This window comes from Clavibacter nebraskensis NCPPB 2581, from assembly GCF_000355695.1.
Taxonomy (GTDB): Bacteria; Actinomycetota; Actinomycetes; order Actinomycetales; family Microbacteriaceae; genus Clavibacter; species Clavibacter nebraskensis.
Map to the genome: position 1 here is coordinate 783,245 of NC_020891.1, position 25,987 is coordinate 809,231.

A 25,987-nucleotide genomic window follows, 5' to 3' on the forward strand; every position below is an offset into this window, starting at 1 on the left:
GCACTGAGATGATCGACAGGGCCGTTCCGCGGCCGGGGGAATGAGAGGGGGAGACATGGCGGCATCACGCCTGCGCGCGCTCCCCGGAGGAGGTGAGCGATGAGCGCCCTGCTCGCCGGATCCGGCCTCCAGACCCTGCTCCTCCTCGGCATCGCCCTCGCGGGCGGCGCCCTCCTGCTGCTCGTCCTGCGGCGCCTGCCGCGCACGGCCGTCGGCCTCTGGCTCGTCGTGCTCTCCTTCGTGCCCGTCTGGTCGGGGGTGCCGCTCGGCGGCTACTACCTGCCGCCGTCGACGGTCGCGGCCGTCCTCGTGATCCTTGCGATCGTGCCCGTGCCCGGCTTCCGGGTCTCGCCGCTCGACGCGCTCGTGGTGCTGATGACCGCGGCCGGGTTCGCCGGGGTGGTCGTGGGCGGAGGCGCGGGGATCGGCATGTCCACGCTCGTGACGTTCCTCACCTACGCGCTGCCGGGGTACCTCCTCGGGCGCATGGCGGCGCACCGGATCGGCATGGCGTCGCTGGAGCGGATCGTCGCCGTCGTCTTCACGGTCGTCGCCGCGCTCGCGATCGTCGAGTTCGTCACGGGCTGGAACCCGTTCGTGCTGCTGCCCGGCGACTCCGGGCTCCGCGAGACGTGGGCGACGCTGCAGGGGCGCGGCGGCATCGTCCGCGCGGAGGGCGCGTACGGGCACTCGATCGCGCTCGGCTCCGCGCTCGCCATCGCGATCCCGCTCACGCTCGCGTCCCGCTTCGGCCTGGTGACGCGCCTCGGCATGACCGCCGTGATGATGCTCGCCGCGGTCCTCACCTTCAGCCGCGTCGGCATGCTCGGCGCCGTGCTCGGCCTCGCGCTGTCCATCGTGTTCCTCCGCGACGCCATCTCGCTGCGCGTCCGCGCGACCGTCACCGCGGGCGTCGTCGTGGTCGCGGCCGCGGTGGCGCCCTTCGTGCAGAGCGTGTTCGACGACGCCGGCACGGAGGCGAGCGCCAGCTCCGACTACCGCGGCGACCTCTACAGCCTCGTGCCCGGCATGGGAATACTCGGCACGACCCCCGAAGCGCACCGCGGCAGCGACGGCCGCGTCTTCTACGGCCCGTTCCGCTCCATCGACAGCCAGCTCGTGCTCACGGGCCTCACCTTCGGCCTGCTCGTCGCGGGCGCCGTGCTCCTCGCCCTCGCGGTCGGCGTCGGGCTCGTGCTGCGCGGGCACGCGACCGCGGCGACCATCGCGCTCGTCGCGCAGATCCCCGCGCTCGCCTCGGTCGCGCTCATCACGCAGTACGCGACGCTCGTGTGGTTCCTCGCCGGGGTCGCGGCGACCAGCCAGATCCTCCGCCGCGACGCCGCGCCCCTGCCGGAGCCACCGCCCGACCCCGTCGAGCAACCGGCCGTCGTCGCCGCCGACCACCCCGAGCCCGCCCGCATCACCGCCCCACCGCTCCTACCCGGAAGAACCCCCTCACGATGACGCTCCACGAGTTCACCGCCCTGCTCCGCCGTCTCTGGTACGTCGTGGTCGCCGCGACGCTGGCGGGCGGCGCGGTCGCGTTCGGCCTGTCCCAGCTCGCGACGCCCGTGTACACCGCGCAGTCGCGCCTCTACTTCTCGCTGAGCAGCGGATCCAGCGCGAGCGACCTCAACCAGGGCGCCACCTACACGCAGAGCCAGATGCTGTCGTTCGGCGAGCTCGCGGAGTCGCCCGCGGTGCTGGAGCCCGTGATCACGCGCCTCGGCCTCGACGTGACGCCGCAGGAGCTCGCGCGCGCGGTCACCGTCACGACCCCGCAGAACACCGTGGTCATGGAGATCAGCGTCACCGAGCCGTCGCCGTCGGAGGCCGCGGAGATCGCCAACGCGGTCGCCACGAGCCTCCGCGACACCGCCGAGGCGTACGCGCCGACGGGCGCCGAGGGGTCGCCCACCGTCTCCGTCCGGGTGATCCAGGAGGCGCCCGAGCCCGAGTTCCAGTCCGCCCCGAACGGCCGCACCAACACGCTCGCCGGCCTCCTCCTGGGGCTCCTCGCGGGCCTCCTCGGCCTCGCGCTGGTGCGCCTGCTCGACACGCGCGTCCGCTCCGCCGAGACCGTGGCGCACCTCACGACCGCGCCGCTGCTCGGGGCGCTCGAGCGCGAGCGCGGCGTGACCGGTGTCGCCATGGCGGTCCGGCCGCTGTCCACCGCGGCCGAGGGCTTCCGCCAGCTGAAGGCGAACCTGCGCTTCGTGCTCCTCGGCGACCGGTCGTCGAGCATCGTCGTCACGTCGTCGATCCCCGGCGAGGGCAAGTCCACGGTCGCCGCGAACCTCGCCATGTCGCTCAGCGAGGGCGGGCGCCGCGTGCTGCTCGTCGACGCCGACCTCCGCCGACCCGTGGTCGCGCAGTACCTCGGGCTCGAGGGCGACGCGGGCCTCACCACCGTGCTCGTCGGCCAGGCGCTCCTCGAGGACGTCGTGCAGCCCTGGGGCGACGGCACGCTCCACGTGCTCACCTCCGGCGAGATCCCGCCGAACCCGAGCGAGCTGCTCGCGTCGAACCGCATGGAGGACCTGGTCGCCCGCGCGAAGGCGGACTACGACGTGATCGTGATCGACACGGCTCCGCTCATCGCCGTGGCCGACGCCGCGTTCGTCGCGCGCATGACGGACGGCGCGATCGTCGTCGCCGACCAGACGCGCGTGCATCGCGCCCAGCTGTCCGAGGCGCTCGACGCGGTCGAGAAGTCCGGCGGATCCGTGCTGGGCGTCGTGCTCAACAAGGTGCGCCCCACGAAGGACAAGCGCGCGTACTACCGCGCGGAGACGGAGCAGGTGGGGCGCGCGCCGCGTGGGGCAGGGAAGGCGCACGCGGCGGGAAAGGCGCGCGCCGCGGGGTGAGCCCGGGCCGCGGCCGACCACCCGCCGTCAGCGTCGCGTCGCTCTCCGCCTCATGCGCTGATGCCGGCCTCCTCCGCGGACGTGGCGAGGACGCAGAACTCGTTGCCCTCCGGGTCGGCGAGGACCGCCCAGCCGTCGGTCCCGCGGCGGTCGTCCACCATGCCGGCGCCGAGACCCAGGATCCGCTCCACCTCGGCGTCGCGCGTCGCGCCGGCGGGGCGGAGGCACATGTGCATGCGGTTCTTGACGGATTTGGGCTCCGGAACCCGGATGAACTCCAGCCATCGGCCTCCCGGACCGCGGAGCTCGGCCTCGTCGTCGTCCATGGCCCCCTCGGGCACGATGTGGAAGTCGTCGAGGACCTGTTCCCACCAGAGCGCCTGGGCGCGCGGGTCGAGGGCGTCGATGCAGAAGTTGGCGGTGCGGGAGGCCATGTCGGGATGCTACCGACGAGCCGCTCCCGGGCGAAGGGCCGTCGCTGACGTCGACGCGACGACGTCCCGCGCGTGCGCCCCGCGCTACTGGAACACGACCACCGGCGACCCGGCATCGCGCGCCACGACCACGCTGATCGCGCCGGCGGAGGCCGCCGGCACGCTGAACACGTAGTCGCCGGTCGCGGACGCGCCGGGCTCCAGCGAGCCGCGGATCACGGTGTCGGAGTCGGCGGGCGTCGCGGGCGTGCGGTCCGCGCCGTAGAAGACGTTGACGGCCACGGAGTCGACCGCGACGGCGGCGTCCGTGACGTTCACGAGCTCGAGCCGCACGTCGACCGCATCGCCGCTCAGCTCGCCCACGCGGCCGCCGTCGGTGCTGGTCGGCGTGACGGAGACGATGCGGGCCTGGATCGAGCCGGGAAACGCCGCGGTCTCGTCGAGGCCGACGGTGGTCGCGACCTCCTGGCCGAGCGCGCGGGTGTCGCCGTCGGGGAGCGGGGCGGGGGCCTCGGTGGCGCCGGCGGTGGGGGCGACCTCCGACCAGTCCTCCGTGTCCGCGGCGGACGCGGGGGCGTCGGAGCCGGATCCGTTCACCACGACCGTGCCGACCACGGCGGCGACCGCGAGGACGGAGGCGGCGCCGACCACGGCGACGGTGGTGCGGCGCCTGCGGCGACGACGGTCGCGACGCGGACGCAGGTCGGACGGGGTGCTCTCGGGTGCGGGCATGGCCTTCTTCGCTCGTCGGGTACGGCGGAAGACGGGCCCGACGACCAGGGTGGGTCGGCGGCGCGGGGCGGGCGGGCGATGGGTGGTCGACCGACGCCGGATTCCGGGTCTTCTGCCCTCGCATCGTACGTCCGGCTGCGCGCGCCGACGAGACCCCCGTCCAGGGGAGGGCGACGCCGGACGGGCCAGGCGGATCCGCTCAGTCGCGCCGGGCGTACTCCTGGTACGACCAGCCGAACGCGCCCGCGACCATGCCGGCACCGCGCGCGAGCGTGCGGGTGCCCTTGGCGCGGTGCGCGACGCTGCCCGTGACGGCGCCCACGGCGATCCGCCCGGTGCCGCCGAGCGCGCGCACGAGCCCGCGCGCGGTCGCCTCGGCGCGGATCCGCGTGCGCGCGGCCGGGGAGTCGGGGGCGAGCGCGACGGAGGTGAGGCTCCACGAGTTCCCGCTGCTGAAGGCGCGGAGCACCACCCAGCGGCGCGTGGTGCGGGCGCGCGGCACGACGTCGACGACGCCCGCCTCGGCGCACCACGTGAGCAGGCCGCCGGACGCGACGAGCTGGCGGGTGAAGAGCGTGTCCTCGCCGCCCTGCGTGCCGAGGTCCACGTCGAAGCGCAGGTCCGCGGCGCGCACGGCGCGCAGGTCGAGCAGGAGGTTGTTGGTCGCGGCGACCTCGAGGCGCGTGCCCGTGGCAGGGCGGCGGCGCACGAAGAAGCCGCCGGCCCGCACCCACGCGTCGGGCTCGACCTCGTACTCGCTGCGCACCGGGCCGGCGACGCCCGCGCTACCCGTGGCCTGGCGGGCGCGGGCGAGGGCGGCGAGCCAGCCGGGATCCGGCCGCTCGTCGTCGTCGAGGAACACGAGCAGGTCGTCGTCGCCCGCGGCGTCGAGCGCGCGGTTGCGGGCGGCGGAGATGCCGGGCGTCGGCTCGTGCACGTAGGCGATCGGCACGGGGGAGTCCGCGGCGGCGTCCTCGACGGACATGCCGGCGCCGCCCGCCGGGTCGTTGTCGACCACGACGATCCGCACGGCGCGGGGGAGCGCGGGGTCGGCCTCGGCGACCTCCCGGAGCTCGGCGGCCTGCGCGGCGACGAGCGGGAGCACGGCGCGGATGTCCTCGGGGCGCCGGTAGGTGAGGATCGCGACGACGAGCGAGGACGCGGGCGCGACCGGGCGGGCGGTCGCCCCGGCCGCGGCGGTCGTCGGCGCGGGCGACGGCACCGTGCGCCAGCCGCCGGAGACCCGGTACCCGTCGACGATCCCGCGCACGGCGGCCGTCACGGGCGCCACCGGGTGTGCGAACTGCCGCCGCCCGCCCTGCAGCAGCACCTCGTACGCGATCACGGGCGTGAGCAGCCGCCACCGCCGGAGCGTCGCCGCGTCGAGGTGCCGGGCCCCGTAGAGGAGCCGGTTCCGGATGTTGTGGTAGTAGTACGTGCCCGACTTGGCCTGGCCCGCGGCCTCGTGCCCGGCGCTCTGCGTGCCGCCCTCCGCGTGCACGGCGACGGCCCCCTCGACGACGCGCAAGGATCCGCCGGCCTCCACGACCTTGCGCGACAGGTCCACGTCCTCCCAGTACAGGAAGTAGTCGTCCGAGAAGCCGCCGACACGGGCCCACAGCTCGTCGGTCACGAGCAGGCAGGCGCCCGTGAGCCACGGCTCGGTCGCCTGGTCCGGGTGCTGCGCGCGGCGGGCGGCACCGCGGATCCGGCCGTCGGCGAGGTAGAGGTCGGACCCGCGGAACCACGTGCTGCCGTCCGGCCGGAGGATGGTCGGGGCCGCGAGCGTGAGCGGATCAGCCGCCACGACGCCCCGCAGCACGGCGAGCTGGTCGGGCTCGATGGTCGCGTCCGGGTTGAGCAGCAGGAACTCGCGCGCGCCCGCCGCGCGGGCCGCGGCGACGCCGATGTTCATGCCCGTGCCGAAGCCCGTGTTGCCGTCCGGGTAGACGCCGTGCACGCGCGTCGACGGGTGCGCGGCGAGCTCCCGCACGCGCTCCCGCTCCGCGTCGGTCGTGCGGTTGTCGACGACCACGAGCAGCGCGTCGTCGAGGCGCTCGACGAGCGGCATCACGTTCTCGCGCACGAGGTCGGCGGATCCGTAGTTGACGACCACGACGGCGAGGAGGGCGGGGCGGGGCATGGGCATCCGATCGATCGGGCGGGTGCGGCGGGTGCGGCGGGTGTCGCCGGGCAGGGGTCGCGCCGACGGGGCCGCCCTCGGGTGCGGGCGGGTGGTGGCATAGTCTATTTCCTCGACCGATGACCCCGTGGTCGTGCCCGACGACCCAACGCCGGTCATCCCGCTCAGGAGCGCCATGACCGTCCCCGCCCGCCCGCCCGGCCGCGACCTCGTGGTCCTCCAGTCGTCGCAGGCGCCGCGCCCCACGACGAACCCGTACATCGTGATGCTCGGCCGCGCGCTCGCGGCGACCCCCGGCGTCCGCCCGCTGCACTTCAGCTGGCGCACCGCGCTCACCGGCCGCTACGACGTGTTCCACGTGCACTGGCCCGAGATCCTCGTCGACGGGCACAGCCCGCTGAAGAAGGCGGTCCGCCAGGCGCTCACCGTCGTCCTCCTCGCGAAGCTGACGCTCCGCCGGATCCCGATCGTCCGCACCGTGCACAACCTCGAGCGGCCGCAGGGCATCAGCCGCCGCGAGTCGCTGCTGCTCGCGCTCATGGAGCGGATGACGACGCTGCGCGTGCGCGTGAACCCGATCACCGAGATCCCGGCCGACCAGCCGCACGCCACGATCCTGCACGGCCACTACCGCGACTGGTTCCGCGACGAGCCGCGCGCCGACTCCGTGCCCGGCCGCCTCGGGTACGTCGGCCTCGTCCGTCGGTACAAGGGCGTCGAGCAGCTCGTCGCGGCGTTCCGCGGCGCGGGGGACGCGGGCGCCGACCTGTCGCTGCGCATCGGCGGCAACCCGTCGAGCGAGGAGCTCGCCGGCACGATCCGCGCGCTCGCCGCGGGCGACGACCGGATCCGCCTCGACCTGCGCTTCCAGTCCGACGCGGAGCTCGTCGACATCGTCACGTCCTCCGAGCTCGTCGTGCTGCCGTACCGCTTCATGCACAACTCCGGCGGCGCGCTCGCGGCCCTCTCGCTCGACCGGCCGGTGCTGGTGCCCGACAACGCCGTGAACCGCGCGCTCTCCGAGGAGGTCGGCCCGGGCTGGATCCACCTCTTCGACGGCGACCTGACCCCGGATGAGCTGCTCCGCGCGACCGAGGCCGTGCGCACGGACGCGCGCGCGTCGTCGCCCGACCTCGCCGGCCGCGACTGGGACCGGGCCGGCACCGCGCACGCGTCCGCGTACCGGCGCGCGCTCCGGATCCGCCGCGGGGTCGAGCGGGGCTGAGCCGCCGCCCACCCCCGCGTTCTGGGGCTGGCCCCGCGCACGTCGACGGATACGATCGGGACGGGAGCGCGTACCCGGTCTCCCGCCCGACACCCGAGCTCGCGGTGATCCGGCTGTCACCCGCAGCCGACCCGATCGCCACCCCTCCTCGACCCGACGACGGAGCCCCATGCATCCCGCCCTGCCCGGCGACCCGCGGGATCCCCGCGACCCTGCCGCCGAACCCGCAGCGGACGCCGCCGCCTCCCGCGCCGCCGCCCCGGCCGGCGTGCCCGCGTCGCCCGCGTCCGCTCCCGGCCCGGAGACGCCGCCCGCCGCCACGCAGGGCCTCGGCGCCCGCGCCGCCCGCGGCGCGATCGTCACGATCGGCGCGCAGCTCGTCCGCATCCTCATCCAGGTCGCGTCGGTCGTCGTCCTCGCCCGGCTCCTCACGCCCACCGACTACGGCCTGCTCGCGATGGTGCTCGCGATCATCGGCGTCGGCGAGATCTTCCGCGACTTCGGCCTCTCCAACGCGGCCATCCAGGCGCGCGACCTCAGCCGCACCCAGCGCGACAACCTCTGGTGGATCAACGCCGGCATCGGCCTCGTGCTCGCCGCCCTCGTCTTCTGCGCCGCCTGGCCGCTCGCGGCGGTCTTCGGCCACGACGAGCTGATCCCCATCGCGCACGCCCTCAGCCTCACCTTCGTCGTCAACGGCCTCGCGACCCAGTACCGCGCGAGCCTCACCCGCGGCCTCCGCTTCCGCGCGCTCGCGACGGCCGACGTCACGGCCCCCGCGGTCGCGCTCCTCGTCGCGATCGGCGGCGCGCTCCTCGGCTGGGGCTACTGGGCGCTCGTCGCGCAGCAGCTCACGCAGACGCTCGTGCTGCTCGGCCTCGCGGTCGGCTTCGCCCGGTGGATCCCGCGCCTGCCGCGCCGCGGCGAGCCCATGGGACCGCTGCTGCGCTTCGGCTGGAACATGGTCTCGAGCCAGATGGTCGGCTACGTCAGCAACAACATCGACACGTTCCTCGTGGGCCTCCGCTTCGGCGCCGGGTCGCTCGGCATCTACAACCGCGCGTTCCAGCTGCTGATGACGCCGCTCGCGCAGATCCGCAGCCCCCTCACCACGGTCGCGATCCCCGTGCTCTCGCGCCTCGCCGACGAGCAGCGCCGTTTCGCCGACTACGTCGCCCGCGGCCAGCTCGCCCTCGGCTACACGCTGGGCGCGGGCCTCGGCCTCGTCGCGGCCACGGCCATTCCCATCACCGCGGTGTTCCTCGGGCCGCAGTGGGACAGCGTCGCGCCGATCCTCCGCCTCCTCGCCATCGCCGGGATCTTCGACACCCTCGCCTTCGTCGGCTACTGGGTCTACGTGTCGCGTGGCCTCACGGGCGACCTCTTCCGATTCTCGCTGCTGAGCGCCGTGATCAAGGTCAGCTGCATCCTCGTCGGATCCTCGTTCGGCATCGTCGGCATCGCCGCCGGGTACGCCGCCGCGCCCGCCATCTGCTGGCCGATCTCGCTGTGGTGGCTCTCGCGCAAGGCGCCGATCCCGACGCGCCGGCTCTACATGGGCGCCCTCCGGATCATCGGCGTCGTGGGGACGGTGAGCGTCGCGACGGGTGCGCTCCTCGCCCTGGTCGACACGGGGTCCGCAGCGCTGCAGCTCCTCGCGGGCGTCGGCACGACCGTGGTGCTGTACGCGCTCGCCGTCGCGCTCGTCCCGGCCGTGTGCCGCGACGTGCGCGGGGTGCTCGACCTCGCTCGCGTGCTGCCGAAGGCCCGCCGGGGGAGCGCGGCGGCGACGGCGCCGGCCGCGGAAGCCGTCGACGTCGATCCCGTCCGCGACGCCGCCGACCGGTCCGTGGGCGCCCGCGTCCCGTCCTAGCCCAGCGCCGCCTCAACCTCCGACGCGCCCGCCGCCACGGCGACCACGGCCTCGCACCCGGCGTGCGCCACCCGCACGCCGCCCGCGAACGCCGTGACGCGCACGCGGCCCTCCGCGTCCGTGCGCAGCGTGGTCGGGGCGAGCCGCCACTCCTCGCGGATCAGCCGGCGGAGCGCGTCGTACGACGGCTTCGTCGTGCCGTCCGCCCGCACCAGGCCGCCGGGCGCGCCCAGCCACATGCCGTCGTCGGTGAGGCCCCAGTAGGTGATGGCCGCGACGGCCGGGTGCCCGACGAGCGAGCGGTAGTGCCGCTCGACCTCCTCCGCCTGCCGCTCCTCGCCCGCGGGCGTGGAGGGCCAGCTCGTCACCCGGAAGTCGTTGAGGTCGGTGATCTCGGGCGGCATCGGGTCGCCGGAGAGGAGCGTGGTCTCCGTCATGTGGATCGGCAGGCCGAAGCGCGCGAACCGATCGACGATCCCGAGCACCTCCTCCTCGCCGCGGTAGCCCTGGTGCATGTGGGTCTGCAGTCCGATCGCATCCACCGGGATCCCCGCGCCCAGCACCTCCTCGATGAGCTCCTCGTACGCGGGCGACAGGTCGAAGTCGTTGAGGATCAGCGTCGCGGCCGGGTTCGCGCCGCGCGCCTCCTCGAAGGCCAGGCGCACCATCGCGAGCCGACCGCGCGCCGCCGCGAGCCGCGTGATCCCGTTGTCCTCGCGGTCGAACACCGGCATGATCACGGCCTCGTTGATGGCGTCCCACGTGTCGACGAGCCCGGCGAAGTCGCCGACGTCGCGCCGGATCCGCTCCCGCTGCACGCGCTCCACCTCGTCGAGCGGCAGGTCGAGCAGCCACGACGCGGTGACGGTGTGCCAGACGAGCGGGTGCCCCTTCACGGCGACACCGCGCTCGCGCAGCCACCGCGCGGTCGTGAGGAGCCGCGCGGTGTCGGGCCGCCCGCGCACGGGCTCGAACCGGCCCCAGTAGAAGGGGAGCGTGGCCGTGTCGAACACGTCGAGCCACTGCTCCGCGAGCCGTTCCAGCCCCTCGAGGCGCGCGCCGCCGAAGGCCGCGACGCCGGCCGCCTCCGGATCCGTCACGCCGTTCGCGAGCGGGATGAGGTCGAAGCCGATGTTGCCGAACGCGATGTCCTGGCTCGCCTGCTCCACCACCACGTCCGCGTGCGCGAGCGGCTGCCCGTCCGCGCCGCGCACCGTGATCACCGCGTCCGCGCGGCGGACGTCGGGGATCGCGGTCGGGCGGCGGCCGGTGGTCGGCGGGTCGGATGGCGTGGCGGGCATGGGTCCCCCTCGAGGGGTCGGCGCCACGCGCCCGGCACCCGCGCGCCGCGAGGCGGGAGGGAGGCGGGCCGCGGGCGGATGCGTCGGTGCGGTCATCGCGGAACCTACGCGGGCCTCACGACGGGCGTCCACCGCGCCCCGGATGTCCGCAACTTTTCCCCCTCCGCCGCGGGTGGGGAGGGGCGGCCGCGGGCGTAGCGTGCACGCAGGGCGCGGATCCGACCGGCGCCCCCGCTTCGATGACGAGGACCCCCGTGACCGCACACGCCGCCCGCCTGTCCGTGCTCTACCTCGGCGGGACGGGCACCATCAGCGCCGCCTGCGTCCGGGCCTCCGTCGCCGCCGGGATGGACGTCACGGTCGTCAACCGCGGCGCCGACGCCAAGGGGCGCGGCACGCCCGCGGGCATCGCGACCCGCGTCGCGGACGTCCAGGACCCGGCCGCCCTCCTCGCCGCGATCGGCGACCGCACCTACGACGCCGTCGTCGACTTCCTCTCCTTCGACGCCGCGGGCGCCGACCGCCGCGTGGAGCTGTTCGCCGGCCGCACCCGCCAGTTCGTCGCCATCAGCTCCGCCTCGATCTACCGCAAGCCCGCGCTCCAGACGCCCATCACCGAGTCGACGCTCCGCGCCAACCCGTTCCTCTCCTACGCGCGCGACAAGATCGCCATGGAGGACACCTTCCTCCGCCACCACGCCGACAGCGGCTTCCCGGTCGTCATCGTGCGCCCGTCGCACACCTACGACGAGGCGAGCCCGCCGCTCGCGGGCGACTGGACGGTCGTCGACCGCATCGCGCGCGGCGACGAGGTCGTCGTCCCCGGCGACGGCACGTCCCTCTGGACGCTCACGCACGCGGACGACTTCGCCGTCGGCCTCGTCGGGATCCTCGGCGACGAGCGCGCGGTCGGCGAGGCCCTGCACATCACGAGCGACGACGTCTCCACGTGGGACCGGATCCACCACCTCGTCGCCGACGCGCTCGGCGTCGAGGCGCGGCTGGTGCACGTGCCCGCCGAGCAGTTCCCGATCGTGGAGCCCGACTGGGGCTGGTCGGAGCTCGTGCTGGGCGACCTCTCGCACAGCGCCGTGTTCGACACGACCCGGATCCGCCGGCTCGTCCCCGCGTTCCGGCCGCGGATCCCGTTCCACCTGGCCGTCCGCGGCATCGTCGCGTGGCGGGCCGCGCACCCCGAGCGCACCCGCCCGGACGCGGACACCGACCGCCGGATCCAGCGCCTCGTCGACGCGAAGCACGCCGCCGACGCCGCCTACCGGGCGGCCGCGGCGGGCTGATCGGCGGAGGGCTGACGCGCGGCGCTAGCGGGCGGCGACCGCTGGACGGGCCGCGACCCGCCCGGTCCACCCGGCCCGGACGCGGGCGACGAGCGTCACGACGACGACCGCCGCGGCCGCCACGAGCGCCACCACGGCGGCCGGCGTCGAGAGCAGATCGCCCGTGAGGCGCCCGACGGCGACCCAGGCGAGGCCCCACGCGATCGCCGCGGAGGGTGCCAGCCGTCCGCCGTCGCGGAGCGCGAGCACGATGCCGACGAGGCCCGCGACCGCGAGCAGCGCGACCGCCCACGCGTCGCGCCCGGTCGTGCCCGGCTGGAGGCCCGACGCCGTGAGGATCGAGGCGAAGTTCGCGATGGTCGCGACGCTCACCCACCCCAGGTAGAGGCCCATGGTGCCGTCGAGCACGACGCCCTCGACGGAGTTCCGGGGCCGCGTCGTCATCAGCGCGCGGAAGAGCCACATCAGCGTCACGAGCAGCGCGACGATGACGACGCCGCTCAGCACGAGGAACCCGGCCTGCGCGGTGAGGATCCACACGGCGTTGAGCACGAGGGTCACGGCCACGGGGTAGCCGACGTGCCGCTGGCGCTCGTCGGCGCGCTGGGCGGGGAGCGCCTGCCAGACCGTGTACGCGACGAGACCGAGGTAGATCAGGCTCCAGATCGAGAACGCGGGGCCGGCCGGGGCGACGGGCGTGTAGCTCGCGCTGAGGGCGCCGCTCGACGCGGTCTGGATGCTCTCGTCGCTGAACGCGCCCGAGCCGAACGCGGATCCGATGATCGCGAACGCCATGCTCGAGATGACGACGATCTGCCGGACGATGTCCTTCACGGTGCCCATGCGGTCCGCTCCTCTACGATGGGAATGTCAGCAGGCGGATAGTAAGCGTGCTGACGATCACTGTAGCAGGAGGAGTGCCGTGCAGGACGACGAGCTCGCCAGCTGGCCCACCGGGCGGCTGCTGTCCGCGGCCGCGCGCGCGGTCGAGCACGCGTGGTCGGAGGCGCTCGCGGGCCTCGGGGTGACGCACGCGGGCCTCATCGCGCTGCACCTCCTGCGCGACGGGCCGCTCAGCCAGATCCAGCTCGCCCGCTCCGCGCACGTCGAGACGCAGACCATGTCGCGCACGCTCGAGCGGCTGGAGCGGGAGGGGCTCGTGTCGCGCGCCCCGGATCCCGCCGACCGCCGCCGCCACGTCGTCGCCCGCACCGAGGCCGGCGCCCGGGCGTGGGAGCGCGCGCAGGCGCTCGAGCAGGACGTCGTCCCCGGGCCCGCCCGCTCCGCCGAGATGCGCCGCGGCCTCATCGACGTGATCCGCGCGGCCGGTCGCCCCGCGCCCGCCGCCGAGACGACCGATGCGCCCGCACCCGCCGCGACCCCCGGGCGCGCCCGATGACCCGCCCCGCGGATCCGGTCGCCGCCGCCGCCCCCGGCCTCCCCGGCCGCGCCGTCATCCGCCAGGTCTGGAGCGACCTCGCCTTCGTGCACTGGCGCGTGGATCCCGCGCTCGTCGCCCCGCTCCTCCCGCCGGGGACGCGCCCCGACGTGCACGACGGATCCAGCTGGGTCGGCCTCATCCCGTTCGTCCTGTCCCGCAGCGCCTTCCCGCCCCTGCCCGCCGTCCCGTGGGCCGGCACGTTCGCCGAGCTCAACGTGCGCCTCTACAGCGTCGGCGACGACGGCCGCCGCGGCGTGGTCTTCCGCTCGCTCGAGGCCGCGAAGCTCCTGCCCGTGATCGGCGCGCGCGTGGGCCTCGGCCTGCCGTACATGTGGGCGTCGATGACCCACGAGGAGCGCGACGGCGTCGTCACCTACACGTCCCGCAGGCACACGGGCTCCCGCCCGTCGTCGCGCCTCTCCGTGCGCCCGCTCGACGAGGAGGTGGAGGGGGATCCGCTCGCCGACTTCCTCACCGCCCGCTGGGGCATGCACGTGGCCCGCGGCGGCGTCACGCGCTACTGGCCGAACACGCACGACGCGTGGACCCTGGAGCGCGCCGAGCTGGTGGACCTCGACGACGAGCTGGTCGCGGCCGCCGGCCTCCCGGGGATCGTCGACCGCGCGCCCGACTCGGTGCTCTTCTCCCGCGGCGTCCGCACGGAGTTCGCCGGCCCGCTCCGGCCGCGCGCCTAGCGCTCCGTCCGGCGACCGCCGTCCTCCGCCTGCGCGCCTACCGCTTCGCGCGCGGCGTCCGCGTCGAGCGCTTCGGCCCGCCCGACAGCTCGTCGATCGTCAGCGCCGCGCTCACGAGCGCGAGGTGGCTGAGCCCCTGCGGCAGGTTGCCGAGGAACGCGTGGTCGTCGGCGTCGATCATCTCGGAGTACAGCCCGACGTCGTTGCCGAGGTCGACCAGCTGGTCCATGAGCTCCCGCGCCTCGTCCATCCGGCCGACGCACGCGTAGGCGCCCGCGAGCCAGAACGCGCAGGCCGTGAACGTTCCCTCCTCCTCGGGCATGCCGGAGTAGCGGTACAGCAGCGGTCCGCGGCCGAGCTCGGAGCGCAGCGCGTCGAGCGTCCGGGACATGCGCTCGCCGCGGTCGAAGCCGGAGACGGCGTGCAGCAGGATGCTCGCGTCGAGCCGCTGGCTGCCCGGGTGCATGACGTAGGCGCCGCGTCCCTCGTCCCAGCACTCCTCCTCGACCCAGGTGCGGATGCGGTCGCGCTCGGCCCGCCAGCGATCCGGCACGCCGGGGATCTGGCCGAGCTCCGCGAGCTCGACGGCGCAGTCGAGCGCCTGCCAGCAGCCGAGCTTCGAGGTCGTGTAGTGCTGCTCGTCCTCGAGCTCCCACATCCCGGCGTCGCGCTTCTGCCACATGTCGCACGTGCGGTCGGCGAAGGTCGCGAGGAGGCGGCCGGTGTCCGCGTCGAGCACGTTGCCGTCGCGGACATACGTGCGCACCACGTCGAACAGGTCGCCGAACACCCCGAGCTGCAGCTGCGACTGCGCGTCGTTGCCGTCCACGACGGGCCCGACGCCGCGCCAGCCCGGCACCTCCGGGGTCGAGCTGCCCTCGGGCACGGCGCCCTCGAGCGAGTAGAAGACGTGGAGGTCGGGCCCGTTGTCGCGGATGGTGCGGAGCATCCACGACACCGCCGCGTGCGTCTCCTCCCGGAGGCCGAACTTCACGAGCGCGTTCACCGTGTACGCGAGGTCGCGCACCCAGGCGAAGCGGTAGTCCCAGTTCTTGCCGCCGCCCATGCGCTCGGGCAGCGAGGTCGTCGCGGCCGCGGCGATGGATCCGGTCGGCGCGTGCACGAGCAGCTTGAGCGCGAGGGCGCTGCGCTGCACGGCCTCGGCCCACTCGCCCTCGTAGCGGAACTCGGCGCGCCAGCCCTCCCAGTTGCGGATGGTGCGGTCGATGCCCTCGTCCACGATCTCGGGGTTCGGGATCCGCACGGGCTCCCGCTCGGTCCCCACCATCGTGAGGACGTGGCGCGACCCCTCCTTCGTGGTGAACGCGCCGCCGAGCGACTGCGTGCCGGGCTCGGCGGGCCCGTGGTCGAGGCCGACGACCGCGAGCGTCACGCCGTCCACGCGGATGACCGGGCCGTTGTGCGTCGACTGCACCCACGGCGACGACGTGCCGAGCGCCGTGCCGGGCGCGACGAGCCAGCTCATCGTGACCTCGCCCGCGAGCCCCTCGATCCGGCGCCCGAGCTCGGACCACGGCAGCCGCCCGGCGACGCCCGTGACGAGCGCGTCGGTCACGCGCACGCTCCCGGACGCCGTGGTGAAGGTGGTGGTGAGCACGTTGGTGCCGGGCACGTAGGCGCGCGTCACCTCGAAGTCCTCGTCGGGCCGCAGCATGATCCGGCCGCCGTGCGGGGCGTCGAGGATCGCGGCGAACGCGGGCGCCGTATGGAGGTTCGGCAGCGGCAGCCAGTCGATGTCGCCGTCCTCCGCGATGAGCGCGACGGTGCGCCCGTCCCCGATGGCGGCGTAGCTGCGGAGCGCGACGTAGCCGTCGGTGCGCTCGGGTGCGGGGCGGGATGCGGGCGTGGCCATGGGACTCCTGTCGACGCCGGCAGGAGGGCACCGACCCCTCCAGTATCCCCGGGTGGCCGCTCCGCGTCCCGGTCGCGCCCCGCCGCGGACATGGGGCGGCCAATCCGTCCTCCCCCGCGTTCCGAATACCGCCGATGTGCCCGGAGCCCACCCGAACGGTTCCGGTCGCGGCCCGTCGGACAGCGTCGTCCGTCCGGGTCTCCACCCGGTCGCGATCCGGGCCAGGCTGGATCCATGACGCTCCTCGAGGCCGTGCGCGGCGACATCACCCGGCAGGACGTCGACGCGATCGTGAACGCGGCGAACTCGTCGCTGCTCGGCGGTGGGGGAGTGGACGGCGCGATCCACCGCGCGGCCGGTCCCGAGCTGCTCGCCGCCTGCCGCCGCGTCCGCGCCGAGGAGCTCCCGGACGGCCTGCCCGCGGGCGACGCGATCGCGACGCCCGGCTTCCGCCTGCCCGCACGCCACGTGATCCACACGGTCGGCCCCGTCTGGTCGGCATCGGATGACCGCACCGCGGTGCTCGCGAGCGCGTACCGCCGGTCGATCGAGGTGGCGGCGTCGCTCGGGCTCCGCAGCGTCGCCTTCCCCGCGGTCTCGGCCGGCGTCTACGGCTGGCCGGTCGACGACGCGGCGCGGGTGGCGGCGGCCGCGGTGCGCGGGGCGCTCGCCGACGGCGCGGGCGACGGGATCGAGCTGCTGCGCTTCGTGCTCTTCTCGGACCAGGTGCTCGCGGCCTTCGCGGCGGCGCTCGGATCTGACGCCTGAGGCGCGATGCACGTCAGGGGCGGGAAAGACGAACGCCGGCCCTGACGTCTGTGACGGGGACCGGCGGATGGTGCCTGGACGCGGCGTCGATCCGCGGACCTTTCGATTTTCAGTCGAACGCTCTACCAACTGAGCTACCCAGGCGAGCGGGCGGCTTGCGAGAAGACGCCCACATCGGACAGAAGCCCTCTCGTGAGAGAGGGCTCATATCCGTGGCGACCCTGACGGGACTTGAACCCGCGACCTCCGCCGTGACAGGGCGGCACGCTAACCAGCTGCGCTACAGGGCCTTGCATGTCAATCACATTGCCTGGTGACCCCAACGGGATTCGAACCCGTGTTAACGCCGTGAAAGGGCGCCGTCCTAGGCCACTAAACGATGGGGCCGCTCGCCCTGGCGGACCAGGTCTCGCAGCAACCGACACGTCAGCATAACCGCACTCCGGGCGAGGACTCAAATCGGCCCTCCCGTCGCGGTCGTGCGCCCCGCGGCCATGCGGATCGGGCGGCGTGTCGGCTCCTCCCGCGGGGCACCCGGGACCGCCTCGTCCGGGCCGTCCTCGGCCTCCTGCCAGGTTCGCGACACGGTCAGCGCGCTGCCCCGGCGCCACCCTCCCGCGGGGTTAGCCTTCGGTCGACCCTCCCGGGGAGGGGATCCCCGCACGGATCCCCGCATCGGCGCGCTGTGCGCCGCGCACCCCCGTTGCTACTGTGAGAGCCGGTGAAGGCGTGACGGATGTGATCCGCGCTCCCCGCCGGCCCTGCAGGGAGGCACAGCCGGCCAGCCGGGCGACACGATGATCGGGATCACCATGCACCATGACCTCCTCCGGAGAGCGCGCACCTCGGGCGCCCGACGACCGCGCCCGCGCGGACGCCGCAGCCTCCAGGCCATCGTCGCCATCGCCGCCGTGCTCCTCACCGGGTCGATCGCGGCTCCCGCCCACGCCGACACCTTCGCCTCGTGGGACGACGTGCAGAAGGCGCGCGGCGACGAGCAGGCGCAACAGGCGCTCGTGCAGCGGATCAACGACGAGATCGCCTCGCTCCAGCAGAAGGTCAGCGACGCGCAGGACCTCGTGACCAAGCGGGGCGAGGAGCACGACAAGGCGCAGCAGGACGCCGACGACAAATACGAGGACACCGTCCAGCTGCAGGCGAAGGTCGACGCGGCCGACGCGAAGGCCACGAAGTCGCAGGAGCAGGCCGCGGGCCTCGCCAAGCAGCTCATGCGCTCCGGCGGCCAGAACCTCTCCGGAACCCTCCTCCTCAGCGAGGGCGACGGCACGGACGACCTCCTCGACAAGCTCGGCACCATGAGCAAGGTCGCCGAGAAGTCCGACCAGATCTACACGATGGCCCTGCAGGACCGCAACGCCGCGAAGTCCCTCAGCGACCAGGCGCAGGTCGCCCTCACCGAGCTCGACGCGCTGAAGGCGAAGGCCGAGCAGCTCCTCGCCGACGCGGCGCAGGCGCAGGCCGACCTCGAGCAGGCGCTCGAGGACCAGAACGTCCAGAAGGCCGACGCCGACGCGAAGCTCGCGGTCATGGCGGAGAACCGCGAGGCCACCGAGGACGACTACCAGGCCGGCGTCCGCAAGCGGCAGGCCGACGCCGATGCGCTGGCCGCCAGCCAGGGTCGCGCCGGAGGCGACGTCTCGCCCGGCGCCATCAGCGCCTCCGGCTGGACCGCGCCGCTGCCCGGCGCGAACACGAGCGGCTTCTACGGCCCCCGCTTCCACCCCATCCAGCACCGCATGCTCTTCCACGCCGGCGAGGACCTCGTGCGCGGATACAGCTGCGGCGAGACGCAGTACGCCGTGCACTCCGGCACCGTCGTGTTCGCGGGCTGGAACGGCGGCTACGGCAACTACATCCGGATCGACCACGGCGGCGGCATCTCCTCCGCCTACGGGCACATCGTCGACGGCGGCACGCTCGTGCGTAACGGGCAGCAGGTCGTCGCGGGCCAGCCCATCGCGATCACCGGCACCACCGGCGGCTCGACCGGCTGCCACTCCCACTTCGAGATCCGCATCGACGGGAACCCCACCGACCCGGTGGCGTTCATGCACGGCCAGGGCGTCTCCATCACCAGCACGCATTGACATGAGGAACGACATGAACCACCTCCGCCCGACCACGGTCGTCATCTCCACGATCGCCGTGGGGGTGATCGCCGTGTCCAGCGGCGTCGCCGCCCAGACCGCGTTCGCCGCGACCGACTACCCCTCGTGGGCCGACGTGCAGGCGGCGAAGGCGAACCAGGCCGACACGCAGGCGGCCATCGACCGCGTGACCGAGCTCGTGACGGGCCTCCAGGAGTCGGCGGACCAGTCGAACAAGGCCGCGCTGATCGCCGGCGAGAAGTACGCCGAGGCGCAGGCCGCGCGCGACGCGAAGGCCGACGAGCTCGCGCGCCTGCAGAAGAAGGCCGACGAGGCGCAGGCCACGGCCCTCACCAGCCGGATGCGCGCCGGGCTCCTCGCGAGCCACCTCGCGCGGGCGGGCGGCCAGGACATCACGGCGAGCCTCTTCGCCTCCGACGGCGACGACGCCGAGGAGCTGCTCCGCTCGCTCGGCACCATGACGAAGCTCTCCGAGAGCACGCAGTCCGTCTACCAGCAGGCGCTCGCGGACCGCAACAGCGCCGCGTCGCTGAGCGACCAGGCGCAGGTCGCGAAGGACGAGCTCGCCCGGCTCGCGGACGAGGCCCAGAAGGCGCTCGACGACGCGAACTCCGCCGCCGCGACCGCCCAGGCCGCGGTCACCGAGCAGACGCGCAACAGTGACCAGCTCATCGCGCAGCTGGCGCTCCTCAAGGACTCCACCTCGGAGATCGAGGCGCAGTACATCCAGGGCATCACCCAGCCGCCGATCCCCGCGGCCGTGGCCGCGCCGGCGCCCTCCTCGGGCGGCTCGGGCGGCGGCGGATCCTCGTCCGGTGGCGGTGGGTCGTCGTCCGGTGGCGGCTCGAGCGCGCCCGCGCCCGGAGCGCAGCAGCCGTCGCGTCCGGCGCCCGGTCCGGCTCCGGCTCCGGCTCCCGCACCGGCACCGGCCCCCACCCCGTCCGGCAACGCCGCGCAGGTCGCGATCTCGTTCGCGAAGGCGCAGCTCGGCGAGTCGTACGTCCTCGGCGGCGCGGGCCCGAACGTGTGGGACTGCTCGGGCCTCGTGATGATGGCGTACCGCGCGGCCGGCATCGACGTCGGCAGCCACTCGGTGAGCAGCCAGTACGACACCATGCAGGCCCAGGGCCGCCTGGTGCCGTTCTCGCAGCGCCAGGCCGGCGACATCATCTTCTGGAACGACGGCAGCGGCTTCTACCACGACGCCATCTCGCTCGGCGGGAACACCATCATCGCGGCACCGAAGCCCGGCGACGTGGTGAAGATCCAGGGCCTCTGGGGCGGCAGCGACATCATGCCGTACGTCGGCCGACCCGGCTGATCCGCTCCCGCCGGCCCATCCCGGCCCGGACGCGACGACGCCCGCCTCACCGCATCGGATGCGGGGGCGGGCGTCGTCGTGTCCGGCGCGCGGACTCAGCGGGTGACGCGGATCAGGCGTCCTCCTCCGGCTCGCCGCCGTGGCCGTCGTCCTCGGCCTGGAGCTTCTCGAAGCCGGCCTGCACGATGCGCTCGGCCTCGGTCGCGTCGCCCCAGCCCTCCGTCTTGACCCACTTGCCAGGCTCGAGGTCCTTGTAGTGCTCGAAGAAGTGCTCGATCTCGTTGCGCGTCTGCTGCGGCACGTCGTCGATGTCCTGGATGTGCGCCCAGCGCGGGTCCTTCGCGGGGACGGCGATGACCTTGGAGTCGATGCCGGCCTCGTCGCTCATGTTGAACACGCCCACGGGGCGGACGGCGACGCCGACGCCGGGGAACACCGGGTACTCGAGGAGCACGAGCACGTCGACGGGGTCGCCGTCGAGGCCGAGCGTGTTCTCGAAGTAGCCGTAGTCGGTGGGGTAGACGAACGACGTGAAGAGCACCCGGTCGAGGTACACGCGCCCCGTCTCGTGGTCGACCTCGTATTTGTTGCGGGACCCCTTGGGGATTTCGACGACGACGTCGTAGCTGGCCATGCGCGTGCTCCTCGTGGTTCTGACGTGGGCGGGATGCTGCCATAACGTTAGTGGATGCCCTCCGAGCGCCCCCGTCTCACGCCCGCCGTCGCGGACCTCCGACGGGCGGTCCGCGAGGCGCTCGCGGGGCTCGAGCCGTCCTCGTCCGGTCCCGTCCTCGTCGCGCTCTCCGGCGGCGCCGACTCGCTCGCGCTAGCCGCCGCGGCCGCCTTCGAGGGCCCCCGCGCGGGCGTCGCCGTGGGGGCCGTCGTCGTCGACCACGGCCTGCAGGACGGATCCGGCGCGGTCGCCGCCCGCGCTGCCGACGCCGCGCGCGCCCGCGGCCTCGCGCCGGTCGTCGTGACGCGCGTGCAGGTGGATCCGGGCGCCTCCGGCCCCGAGGCCGCCGCCCGCGCCGCCCGGTACGCCGCGTTCGACGACGCGCTCCGGGAGACCGGATCCCGCGCGCTGCTCCTCGCCCACACCCTCGACGACCAGGCCGAGACCGTCCTGCTCGGGCTCGCGCGGGGATCCGGCGCGGCGAGCCTGCACGGCATGGCCGGGTCGACGCCCGCGCGCGCGGCCGACGCCGTCTACCTGCGGCCGCTGCTCGGGATCCGCGCGGCCGTCACCCGCGCCGCGTGCGCCGACCAAGGCCTCGACCCGTGGCGGGACCCGCACAACGCCGACCCCGCCTACGCCCGCGTGCGCGTCCGCCACGACGTGCTGCCCGTGCTCGAGCGCGAGCTCGGCCCCGGCATCGCGGAGGCCCTCGCCCGCACGGCCGACCAGCTGCGCGAGGACGACGACGCGCTCGAGCACTTCGCCGCCGAGATGATCGAGGAGATCGCCGACCACGCCGAGGCCGGCATCTCCCTCGAGGTCGCGTCCCTGCGTGCCGCGCCGCCCGCGCTCCGGCACCGCCTGATCCGGTTCGCCGCCCGCGAGGAGTTCGCGGCGCACCTCTCCCGGACGCACGTCCTGGAGGTCGCCCGCCTCGTGACCGACTGGCACGGGCAGGGACCGGTCGACCTGCCGGGCGTTAGGGTCGTACGCAAGGACGAGCTCATCGTCCTCAGCGCCAGGACGACGGAAGAGTGACATGAGATCCACCGACATCGCCGACGACCTGACCGAAGTCCTCCACACCGAGGAGGAGATCCACGGCCGCATCGCCGAGATGTGCCGCGAGATCGAGCGCGACAACCCGGGGGAGGAGCTGCTCCTCGTCGGCGTGCTCAAGGGCGCGGTCATGGTCATGGCCGACCTCGCGCGTGAGCTCGAGCTGCCGATCCACATGGACTGGATGGCGGTCAGCTCCTACGGCTCCGGCACCAAGTCGAGCGGCGTCGTCCGCATCCTCAAGGACCTCGACGCCGACCTCACCGGCCGGCGCGTGCTCATCGTCGAGGACATCATCGACTCCGGCCTCACGCTCTCCTGGCTGCTCGCGAACCTGCGCTCGCGCGGGGCCGCGAGCGTCGAGGTGTGCGCCCTGCTGCGCAAGCCCGAGGCCGCCAAGATCGCGGTCGACGTCAAGTACGTGGGCTTCGAGATCCCGAACGACTTCGTGGTCGGCTACGGCCTCGACTACGCGGAGCGGTACCGCAACCTCCGCGACGTGGCGGTCCTCGCGCCGCACGTCTACAGCTGAGGCGTCCCGCCCCTCGTACCCGCCTCCATGCCGGCGCACGTTCGGCTGGCGGCGAACACCCCGGCCACGCCCAGACGGCCGCTTGTATCCTCGAGACATCTCGTCGCCGTACGGCGCGGCACGGGCAGAAAGGTGTCGGGCCCGCGCCCCTACGCTCATGAACTTCAAGAAACTCCTCCGCAGCCCGATCCTGATCGTCGTCCTCGCCATCGTCGTGGTGTCGGTGGGCTTCAGCCTCATCACGGGATCCGGCTACAAGACCATCACCACGCAGCACGGCCTCGAGCTGATCCAGGACGGCAAGGTCGCCTCCGCCAAGATCATCGACGGCGAGCAGCGGGTCGACCTCACGCTCGCGAGCGCGGACGGCGACAACGGCACCATGGTGCAGTTCAACTACGTCGCGCAGCGCGGCGGCGAGATCGTCTCCGCCATCACGGCCGCCAACCCCGCCGAGGGCTTCGACGACCAGGTGCCGCAGCCGAGCTGGCTGCTGTCGGCGTTCAGCATCCTGCTGCCGCTGCTGCTCATCGGCTTCTTCATCTGGATCATGTTCTCCGGCATGCAGGGCGGCGGGAACCGCGTCATGCAGTTCGGCAAGTCGAAGGCGAAGCTCGCGTCGAAGGACTCCCCGAAGGTGACGTTCGCCGACGTCGCCGGGTCGGACGAGGCCATCGAGGAGCTCGAGGAGATCAAGGACTTCCTCAAGGAGCCCGCGAAGTTCCAGGCCGTCGGCGCCCGCATCCCCAAGGGCGTCCTGCTCTACGGCCCTCCCGGCACCGGCAAGACCCTGCTCGCGCGCGCCGTCGCGGGCGAGGCGGGCGTGCCCTTCTACTCGATCTCCGGATCCGACTTCGTCGAGATGTTCGTGGGCGTCGGCGCGAGCCGCGTGCGCGACCTGTTCGAGCAGGCTAAGCAGAACGCGCCGGCCATCATCTTCGTCGACGAGATCGACGCGGTCGGCCGCCACCGCGGCGCCGGCGTCGGCGGCGGCAACGACGAGCGCGAGCAGACCCTCAACCAGCTCCTGGTGGAGATGGACGGCTTCGACGTCAAGACCAACGTCATCCTCATCGCGGCCACCAACCGGCCGGACGTGCTCGACCCGGCGCTGCTGCGTCCCGGCCGCTTCGACCGCCAGATCGGCGTCGACGCCCCCGACCTGCAGGGCCGCAAGCAGATCCTCGAGGTGCACGGGCGCGGCAAGCCGCTCGCCGCGGGCGTCGACCTCGAGGTCCTCGCGCGGAAGACCCCCGGATTCACGGGAGCCGACCTCGCGAACGTCCTCAACGAGGCCGCGCTCCTCACGGCGCGCTCCAACGCGCAGCTCATCGACGAGCGCGCGCTCGACGAGGCCGTCGACCGCGTCATGGCCGGCCCCCAGCGCCGCAGCCGCATCATGCGCGACCACGAGAAGCTCATCACCGCGTACCACGAGGGCGGCCACGCGCTCGCGGCGGCGGCGATGAACAACACGGATCCCGTCACCAAGGTCACGATCCTGCCGCGCGGCCGCGCCCTCGGCTACACGATGGTGCTGCCGCTCGAGGACAAGTACTCCGTCACCCGCAACGAGCTGCTCGACCAGCTCACGTACGCCATGGGCGGCCGCGTCGCGGAGGAGATCGTGTTCCACGACCCCACCACGGGCGCGTCCAACGACATCGAGAAGGCCACGTCGACCGCGCGTCGCATGGTCACCGAGTACGGCATGAGCGCCAAGGTCGGATCCGTGAAGCTCGGCTCCAGCTCGGGCGAGCCCTTCCTCGGGCGCGAGCTCGGCGGCGGACGCGACTACTCGGAGGACATGGCCCTCACGGTCGACGCCGAGGTGCGCGCGCTCCTCGACGGCGCCCACGACGAGGCGTGGCAGGTCATCAACGACAACCGCGACGTGCTCGACCGCCTGGCCGCCGAGCTCCTCGAGAAGGAGACGCTCGACCACGACCAGCTCGCGGCCATCTTCGCGGACGTGAAGAAGCTGCCGCCGCGCCCGCAGTGGCTCTCCAGCGACAAGCGCCCCCTGTCCGACCTGCCCCCCGTGCCCATGCCGCAGAAGGCGCCCATCGACCAGGGCGTCGTCGATGGCGCGGTCGACTCGGAGCCGCCGGCTGGCAAGCCGAAGCGCTCGCCCTTCCCGCGTCCCGCGACGGCCTGACCCGGTGGGCGTCGACCGGGCGCGCATCGAGGCGGCCGTGGCCGAGTTGATCCTCGCCATCGGCGAGGACCCGCGCCGGGAGGGCCTCGCGACCACCCCGGCTCGGGTGGCCGAGGCGTACGGCGAGTTCTTCGCGGGGGTCGGCACGGATCCGCTCCGGCACCTGCGTGAGACCTTCCCGCTCCCGGAGACGGACGCGGCGCCGCAGCCCGTGATCGTGACGGGCATCGCGTTCCGCTCCATCTGCGAGCACCACCTGCTGCCGTTCACCGGCGTCGCGCACCTGGCCTACGTGCCGGGGGAGCGGATCGTCGGCCTTGGCCGGCTGCCGCGCGTGGTCGACGACCTCGCCTCCCGCCCGCAGATGCAGGAGCGGCTGGGCGAGCAGATCGCCGAGGCCCTCGAGCACGGTCTCGGGGCGCGCGGCGTGGCCGTGATCCTCGACGCGACGCACGGCTGCGTGACCGCGCGCGGCACCCGCCAAGCCGGCAGCACGACCATCACCATCGCGGCGCGCGGATCCCTCGCCGAGCCCGCGGCGCGCGCCGAGGTGCTCGCGCTGCTGCCCGCCGCGGGCGGCCGGGCGTGACCGTGGGCGCCCCGCGCACGCTCGTGATGGGGATCCTCAACGCGACGCCCGACTCCTTCAGCGACGGCGGCCGGCACCTCGCGCTCGACGACGCGCTCGCGCACGCCCGGCGGATGGTCGCCGCGGGCGCCGACCTCGTGGACGTGGGTGGCGAGTCCACCCGCCCGGGCGCGCTCCGCGTCGACGCGGACGAGGAGCTCGCGCGCGTGCTGCCCGTGGTCCGGGAGCTCGCCGCCGAGGGTATCGCCGTCAGCGTCGACACCATGCGCGCCGCGACCGCGGAGGCGTGCGTCGCGGCGGGGGCGCGCATCGTCAACGACGTGTCCGGGGGTCTCGCGGATCCGCGGATGGCCGCGGTCGTCGCGGACGCCGACGTCGACTACGTGGCCATGCACTGGCGCGGGCACAGCGACACCATGGCGGCGCGCGCGACCTACGTCGACACGGTCGGCGAGGTGCGCGACGAGCTCGTCGCCCGCATCGACGCGCTCGTGGCCGCCGGAGTGGATCCCGCGCGCATCGCCGTCGACCCCGGCCTCGGCTTCGCGAAGGACGCCGCGCACGACTGGCAGCTCCTCGGATCCCTCGACGCGTTCACGGGCCTCGGCCACCGCGTGCTCGTGGGCGCCTCCCGCAAGCGCTTCTTGGGGCGGCTGCTGCCGGAGGGCGCGGCCGTCGCGGAGCGCGACGTGCCGACCGCGGTCGTCAGCGCCCTGTCCGCGCGCGCCGGGGCGTGGGCCGTGCGCGTGCACGACGTCGCCTCCACCCGCGCCGCGCTCGCGGTCGAGGAGGCCTGGGCGCGCGGGCGCGCCGAGGCCGCCGCCGCATCCGCCGGGGCGTCGGCCGCCGCCGGTCTGTCAGAGTAGGAGC

At 74.1% G+C, this 25,987-nt stretch carries 22 protein-coding genes and 3 tRNA genes; 15 read left to right on the forward strand and 10 right to left on the reverse strand.

Features of this window, described 5'->3' with window-relative positions; all coding sequences use genetic code 11:
• Nucleotides 1-99: 99 nt before the first annotated feature.
• Nucleotides 100-1,467: a hypothetical protein gene (locus tag CMN_RS03800; RefSeq protein WP_015489532.1), complete on the forward strand. Its 1,368-nt coding sequence runs from the start codon at nt 100-102 to the stop codon at nt 1,465-1,467.
• Nucleotides 1,464-2,870 (forward strand): tyrosine-protein kinase domain-containing protein, encoded by a 1,407-nt coding sequence (locus tag CMN_RS03805; protein WP_015489533.1) that lies wholly within the window; start codon nt 1,464-1,466, stop codon nt 2,868-2,870. The genes CMN_RS03800 and CMN_RS03805 overlap by 4 nt, the downstream gene beginning before the upstream one ends.
• 50 nt (nt 2,871-2,920) lie before the next feature.
• On the opposite strand, the gene CMN_RS03810 is transcribed toward CMN_RS03805, so the two are convergent.
• From CMN_RS03810 to CMN_RS03820, 3 genes are all read right to left on the reverse strand, one after another.
• Nucleotides 2,921-3,304 (reverse strand): VOC family protein, encoded by a 384-nt coding sequence (locus CMN_RS03810; RefSeq protein WP_015489534.1) that lies wholly within the window; start codon nt 3,302-3,304, stop codon nt 2,921-2,923.
• A gap of 84 nt (nt 3,305-3,388) precedes the next feature.
• A complete protein-coding gene (locus tag CMN_RS03815; protein WP_015489535.1) occupies nt 3,389-4,036 on the reverse strand; it encodes a hypothetical protein in 648 nt (215 codons plus the stop codon).
• Between the two features lie 199 nt (nt 4,037-4,235).
• Nucleotides 4,236-6,179: a glycosyltransferase family 2 protein gene (locus tag CMN_RS03820; protein WP_015489536.1), complete on the reverse strand. Its 1,944-nt coding sequence runs from the start codon at nt 6,177-6,179 to the stop codon at nt 4,236-4,238.
• Between the two features lie 175 nt (nt 6,180-6,354).
• Here CMN_RS03820 and CMN_RS03825 point away from each other — a divergent pair, with 175 nt between their 5' ends.
• A complete protein-coding gene (locus CMN_RS03825) occupies nt 6,355-7,404 on the forward strand; it encodes a glycosyltransferase family protein (RefSeq protein ID WP_015489537.1) in 1,050 nt (349 codons plus the stop codon).
• 268 nt (nt 7,405-7,672) lie between these two features.
• Entirely contained in the window at nt 7,673-9,277 is a 1,605-nt protein-coding gene (locus CMN_RS03830) for a lipopolysaccharide biosynthesis protein (protein WP_015489538.1), read from the forward strand.
• Here CMN_RS03830 and CMN_RS03835 read toward each other — a convergent pair.
• A complete protein-coding gene (locus CMN_RS03835) occupies nt 9,274-10,578 on the reverse strand; it encodes an endo-1,4-beta-xylanase (RefSeq protein ID WP_015489539.1) in 1,305 nt (434 codons plus the stop codon). The genes CMN_RS03830 and CMN_RS03835 overlap by 4 nt on opposite strands.
• Nucleotides 10,579-10,832: 254 nt before the next feature.
• Between CMN_RS03835 and CMN_RS03840 the strand changes: the two genes are divergently transcribed.
• Nucleotides 10,833-11,876 (forward strand): NAD-dependent epimerase/dehydratase family protein, encoded by a 1,044-nt coding sequence (locus CMN_RS03840; RefSeq protein WP_015489540.1) that lies wholly within the window; start codon nt 10,833-10,835, stop codon nt 11,874-11,876.
• Nucleotides 11,877-11,900: 24 nt separating this feature from the next.
• Here CMN_RS03840 and CMN_RS03845 read toward each other — a convergent pair whose 3' ends face one another.
• Nucleotides 11,901-12,719 carry a TspO/MBR family protein gene (locus CMN_RS03845; RefSeq protein WP_015489541.1) on the reverse strand — a complete coding sequence of 273 codons (819 nt, stop codon included), beginning with the start codon at nt 12,717-12,719 and terminating at the stop codon, nt 11,901-11,903.
• A gap of 79 nt (nt 12,720-12,798) precedes the next feature.
• Here CMN_RS03845 and CMN_RS03850 point away from each other — a divergent pair, with 79 nt between their 5' ends.
• Nucleotides 12,799-13,275: a MarR family winged helix-turn-helix transcriptional regulator gene (locus CMN_RS03850; RefSeq protein ID WP_015489542.1), complete on the forward strand. Its 477-nt coding sequence runs from the start codon at nt 12,799-12,801 to the stop codon at nt 13,273-13,275.
• Nucleotides 13,272-14,012 carry a YqjF family protein gene (locus CMN_RS03855; protein WP_015489543.1) on the forward strand — a complete coding sequence of 247 codons (741 nt, stop codon included), beginning with the start codon at nt 13,272-13,274 and terminating at the stop codon, nt 14,010-14,012. Before CMN_RS03850 ends, CMN_RS03855 begins: the two co-directional genes overlap by 4 nt.
• Before the next feature lie 37 nt (nt 14,013-14,049).
• Here the strand turns inward: CMN_RS03855 and CMN_RS03860 are convergent, their stop codons facing one another.
• Complete coding sequence (locus CMN_RS03860) at nt 14,050-15,885, reverse strand: glycoside hydrolase family 15 protein (RefSeq protein ID WP_015489544.1); 1,836 nt, start codon at nt 15,883-15,885, stop codon at nt 14,050-14,052.
• Between the two features lie 234 nt (nt 15,886-16,119).
• Here CMN_RS03860 and CMN_RS03865 point away from each other — a divergent pair, with 234 nt between their 5' ends.
• Entirely contained in the window at nt 16,120-16,653 is a 534-nt protein-coding gene (locus tag CMN_RS03865) for an O-acetyl-ADP-ribose deacetylase (RefSeq protein WP_015489545.1), read from the forward strand.
• 68 nt (nt 16,654-16,721) lie between these two features.
• Here CMN_RS03865 and CMN_RS03870 read toward each other — a convergent pair.
• The 3 genes from CMN_RS03870 to CMN_RS03880 all read right to left on the reverse strand — a co-directional run bounded on the left by CMN_RS03870 (nt 16,722) and on the right by CMN_RS03880 (nt 17,040).
• Nucleotides 16,722-16,797: transfer RNA gene (locus CMN_RS03870), tRNA-Phe, on the reverse strand.
• 69 nt (nt 16,798-16,866) lie between these two features.
• Nucleotides 16,867-16,943, reverse strand: a tRNA-Asp gene (locus CMN_RS03875).
• A gap of 21 nt (nt 16,944-16,964) precedes the next feature.
• A tRNA-Glu gene (locus CMN_RS03880) sits at nt 16,965-17,040 on the reverse strand.
• A gap of 425 nt (nt 17,041-17,465) precedes the next feature.
• Here CMN_RS03880 and CMN_RS03885 point away from each other — a divergent pair.
• Nucleotides 17,466-18,761 (forward strand): M23 family metallopeptidase, encoded by a 1,296-nt coding sequence (locus CMN_RS03885; RefSeq protein ID WP_015489546.1) that lies wholly within the window; start codon nt 17,466-17,468, stop codon nt 18,759-18,761.
• Between the two features lie 13 nt (nt 18,762-18,774).
• Complete coding sequence (locus tag CMN_RS03890; protein ID WP_015489547.1) at nt 18,775-20,103, forward strand: C40 family peptidase; 1,329 nt, start codon at nt 18,775-18,777, stop codon at nt 20,101-20,103.
• Between the two features lie 112 nt (nt 20,104-20,215).
• Here the strand turns inward: CMN_RS03890 and ppa are convergent, their stop codons facing one another.
• Nucleotides 20,216-20,737 (reverse strand): inorganic diphosphatase, encoded by a 522-nt coding sequence (gene ppa / locus CMN_RS03895; RefSeq protein WP_015489548.1) that lies wholly within the window; start codon nt 20,735-20,737, stop codon nt 20,216-20,218.
• A 54-nt stretch (nt 20,738-20,791) separates the two neighbouring features.
• Between ppa and tilS the strand changes: the two genes are divergently transcribed.
• The 5 genes from tilS to folP all read left to right on the forward strand — a co-directional run bounded on the left by tilS (nt 20,792) and on the right by folP (nt 25,983).
• On the forward strand, nt 20,792-21,817 hold the full coding sequence (tilS, locus tag CMN_RS03900; protein ID WP_015489549.1) for a tRNA lysidine(34) synthetase TilS: 1,026 nt from the start codon (nt 20,792-20,794) through the stop codon (nt 21,815-21,817).
• A 1-nt stretch (nt 21,818) separates the two neighbouring features.
• Nucleotides 21,819-22,370 (forward strand): hypoxanthine phosphoribosyltransferase, encoded by a 552-nt coding sequence (gene hpt, locus CMN_RS03905; protein WP_015489550.1) that lies wholly within the window; start codon nt 21,819-21,821, stop codon nt 22,368-22,370.
• A 157-nt stretch (nt 22,371-22,527) separates the two neighbouring features.
• Nucleotides 22,528-24,528, forward strand: a complete 2,001-nt coding sequence (gene ftsH, locus CMN_RS03910; RefSeq protein WP_015489551.1) for an ATP-dependent zinc metalloprotease FtsH — start codon at nt 22,528-22,530, stop codon at nt 24,526-24,528.
• Nucleotides 24,529-24,532: 4 nt separating this feature from the next.
• On the forward strand, nt 24,533-25,117 hold the full coding sequence (gene folE, locus CMN_RS03915) for a GTP cyclohydrolase I (protein ID WP_015489552.1): 585 nt from the start codon (nt 24,533-24,535) through the stop codon (nt 25,115-25,117).
• A complete protein-coding gene (folP, locus tag CMN_RS03920; RefSeq protein WP_015489553.1) occupies nt 25,114-25,983 on the forward strand; it encodes a dihydropteroate synthase in 870 nt (289 codons plus the stop codon). Before folE ends, folP begins: the two co-directional genes overlap by 4 nt.
• The last annotated feature ends 4 nt before the right edge of the window (nt 25,984-25,987 follow it).

Excerpts from the sequence above, each read along its gene's own strand:
- CMN_RS03800 (WP_015489532.1), top strand. The coding sequence starts at position 100 with ATGAGCGCCCTGCTCGCCGGATCCGGCCTCCAGACCCTGCTCCTCCTC.
- CMN_RS03805 (WP_015489533.1), top strand. The coding sequence starts at position 1,464 with ATGACGCTCCACGAGTTCACCGCCCTGCTCCGCCGTCTCTGGTACGTC.
- CMN_RS03810 (WP_015489534.1), bottom strand. The coding sequence starts at position 3,304 with ATGGCCTCCCGCACCGCCAACTTCTGCATCGACGCCCTCGACCCGCGC.
- CMN_RS03815 (WP_015489535.1), bottom strand. The coding sequence starts at position 4,036 with ATGCCCGCACCCGAGAGCACCCCGTCCGACCTGCGTCCGCGTCGCGAC.
- CMN_RS03820 (WP_015489536.1), bottom strand. The coding sequence starts at position 6,179 with ATGCCCCGCCCCGCCCTCCTCGCCGTCGTGGTCGTCAACTACGGATCC.
- CMN_RS03825 (WP_015489537.1), top strand. The coding sequence starts at position 6,355 with ATGACCGTCCCCGCCCGCCCGCCCGGCCGCGACCTCGTGGTCCTCCAG.
- CMN_RS03835 (WP_015489539.1), bottom strand. The coding sequence starts at position 10,578 with ATGCCCGCCACGCCATCCGACCCGCCGACCACCGGCCGCCGCCCGACC.
- CMN_RS03845 (WP_015489541.1), bottom strand. The coding sequence starts at position 12,719 with ATGGGCACCGTGAAGGACATCGTCCGGCAGATCGTCGTCATCTCGAGC.
- CMN_RS03855 (WP_015489543.1), top strand. The coding sequence starts at position 13,272 with ATGACCCGCCCCGCGGATCCGGTCGCCGCCGCCGCCCCCGGCCTCCCC.
- CMN_RS03860 (WP_015489544.1), bottom strand. The coding sequence starts at position 15,885 with ATGGCCACGCCCGCATCCCGCCCCGCACCCGAGCGCACCGACGGCTAC.
- CMN_RS03865 (WP_015489545.1), top strand. The coding sequence starts at position 16,120 with ATGACGCTCCTCGAGGCCGTGCGCGGCGACATCACCCGGCAGGACGTC.
- CMN_RS03885 (WP_015489546.1), top strand. The coding sequence starts at position 17,466 with ATGCACCATGACCTCCTCCGGAGAGCGCGCACCTCGGGCGCCCGACGA.
- CMN_RS03890 (WP_015489547.1), top strand. The coding sequence starts at position 18,775 with ATGAACCACCTCCGCCCGACCACGGTCGTCATCTCCACGATCGCCGTG.
- ppa (WP_015489548.1), bottom strand. The coding sequence starts at position 20,737 with ATGGCCAGCTACGACGTCGTCGTCGAAATCCCCAAGGGGTCCCGCAAC.
- tilS (WP_015489549.1), top strand. The coding sequence starts at position 20,792 with ATGCCCTCCGAGCGCCCCCGTCTCACGCCCGCCGTCGCGGACCTCCGA.
- hpt (WP_015489550.1), top strand. The coding sequence starts at position 21,819 with ATGAGATCCACCGACATCGCCGACGACCTGACCGAAGTCCTCCACACC.
- ftsH (WP_015489551.1), top strand. The coding sequence starts at position 22,528 with ATGAACTTCAAGAAACTCCTCCGCAGCCCGATCCTGATCGTCGTCCTC.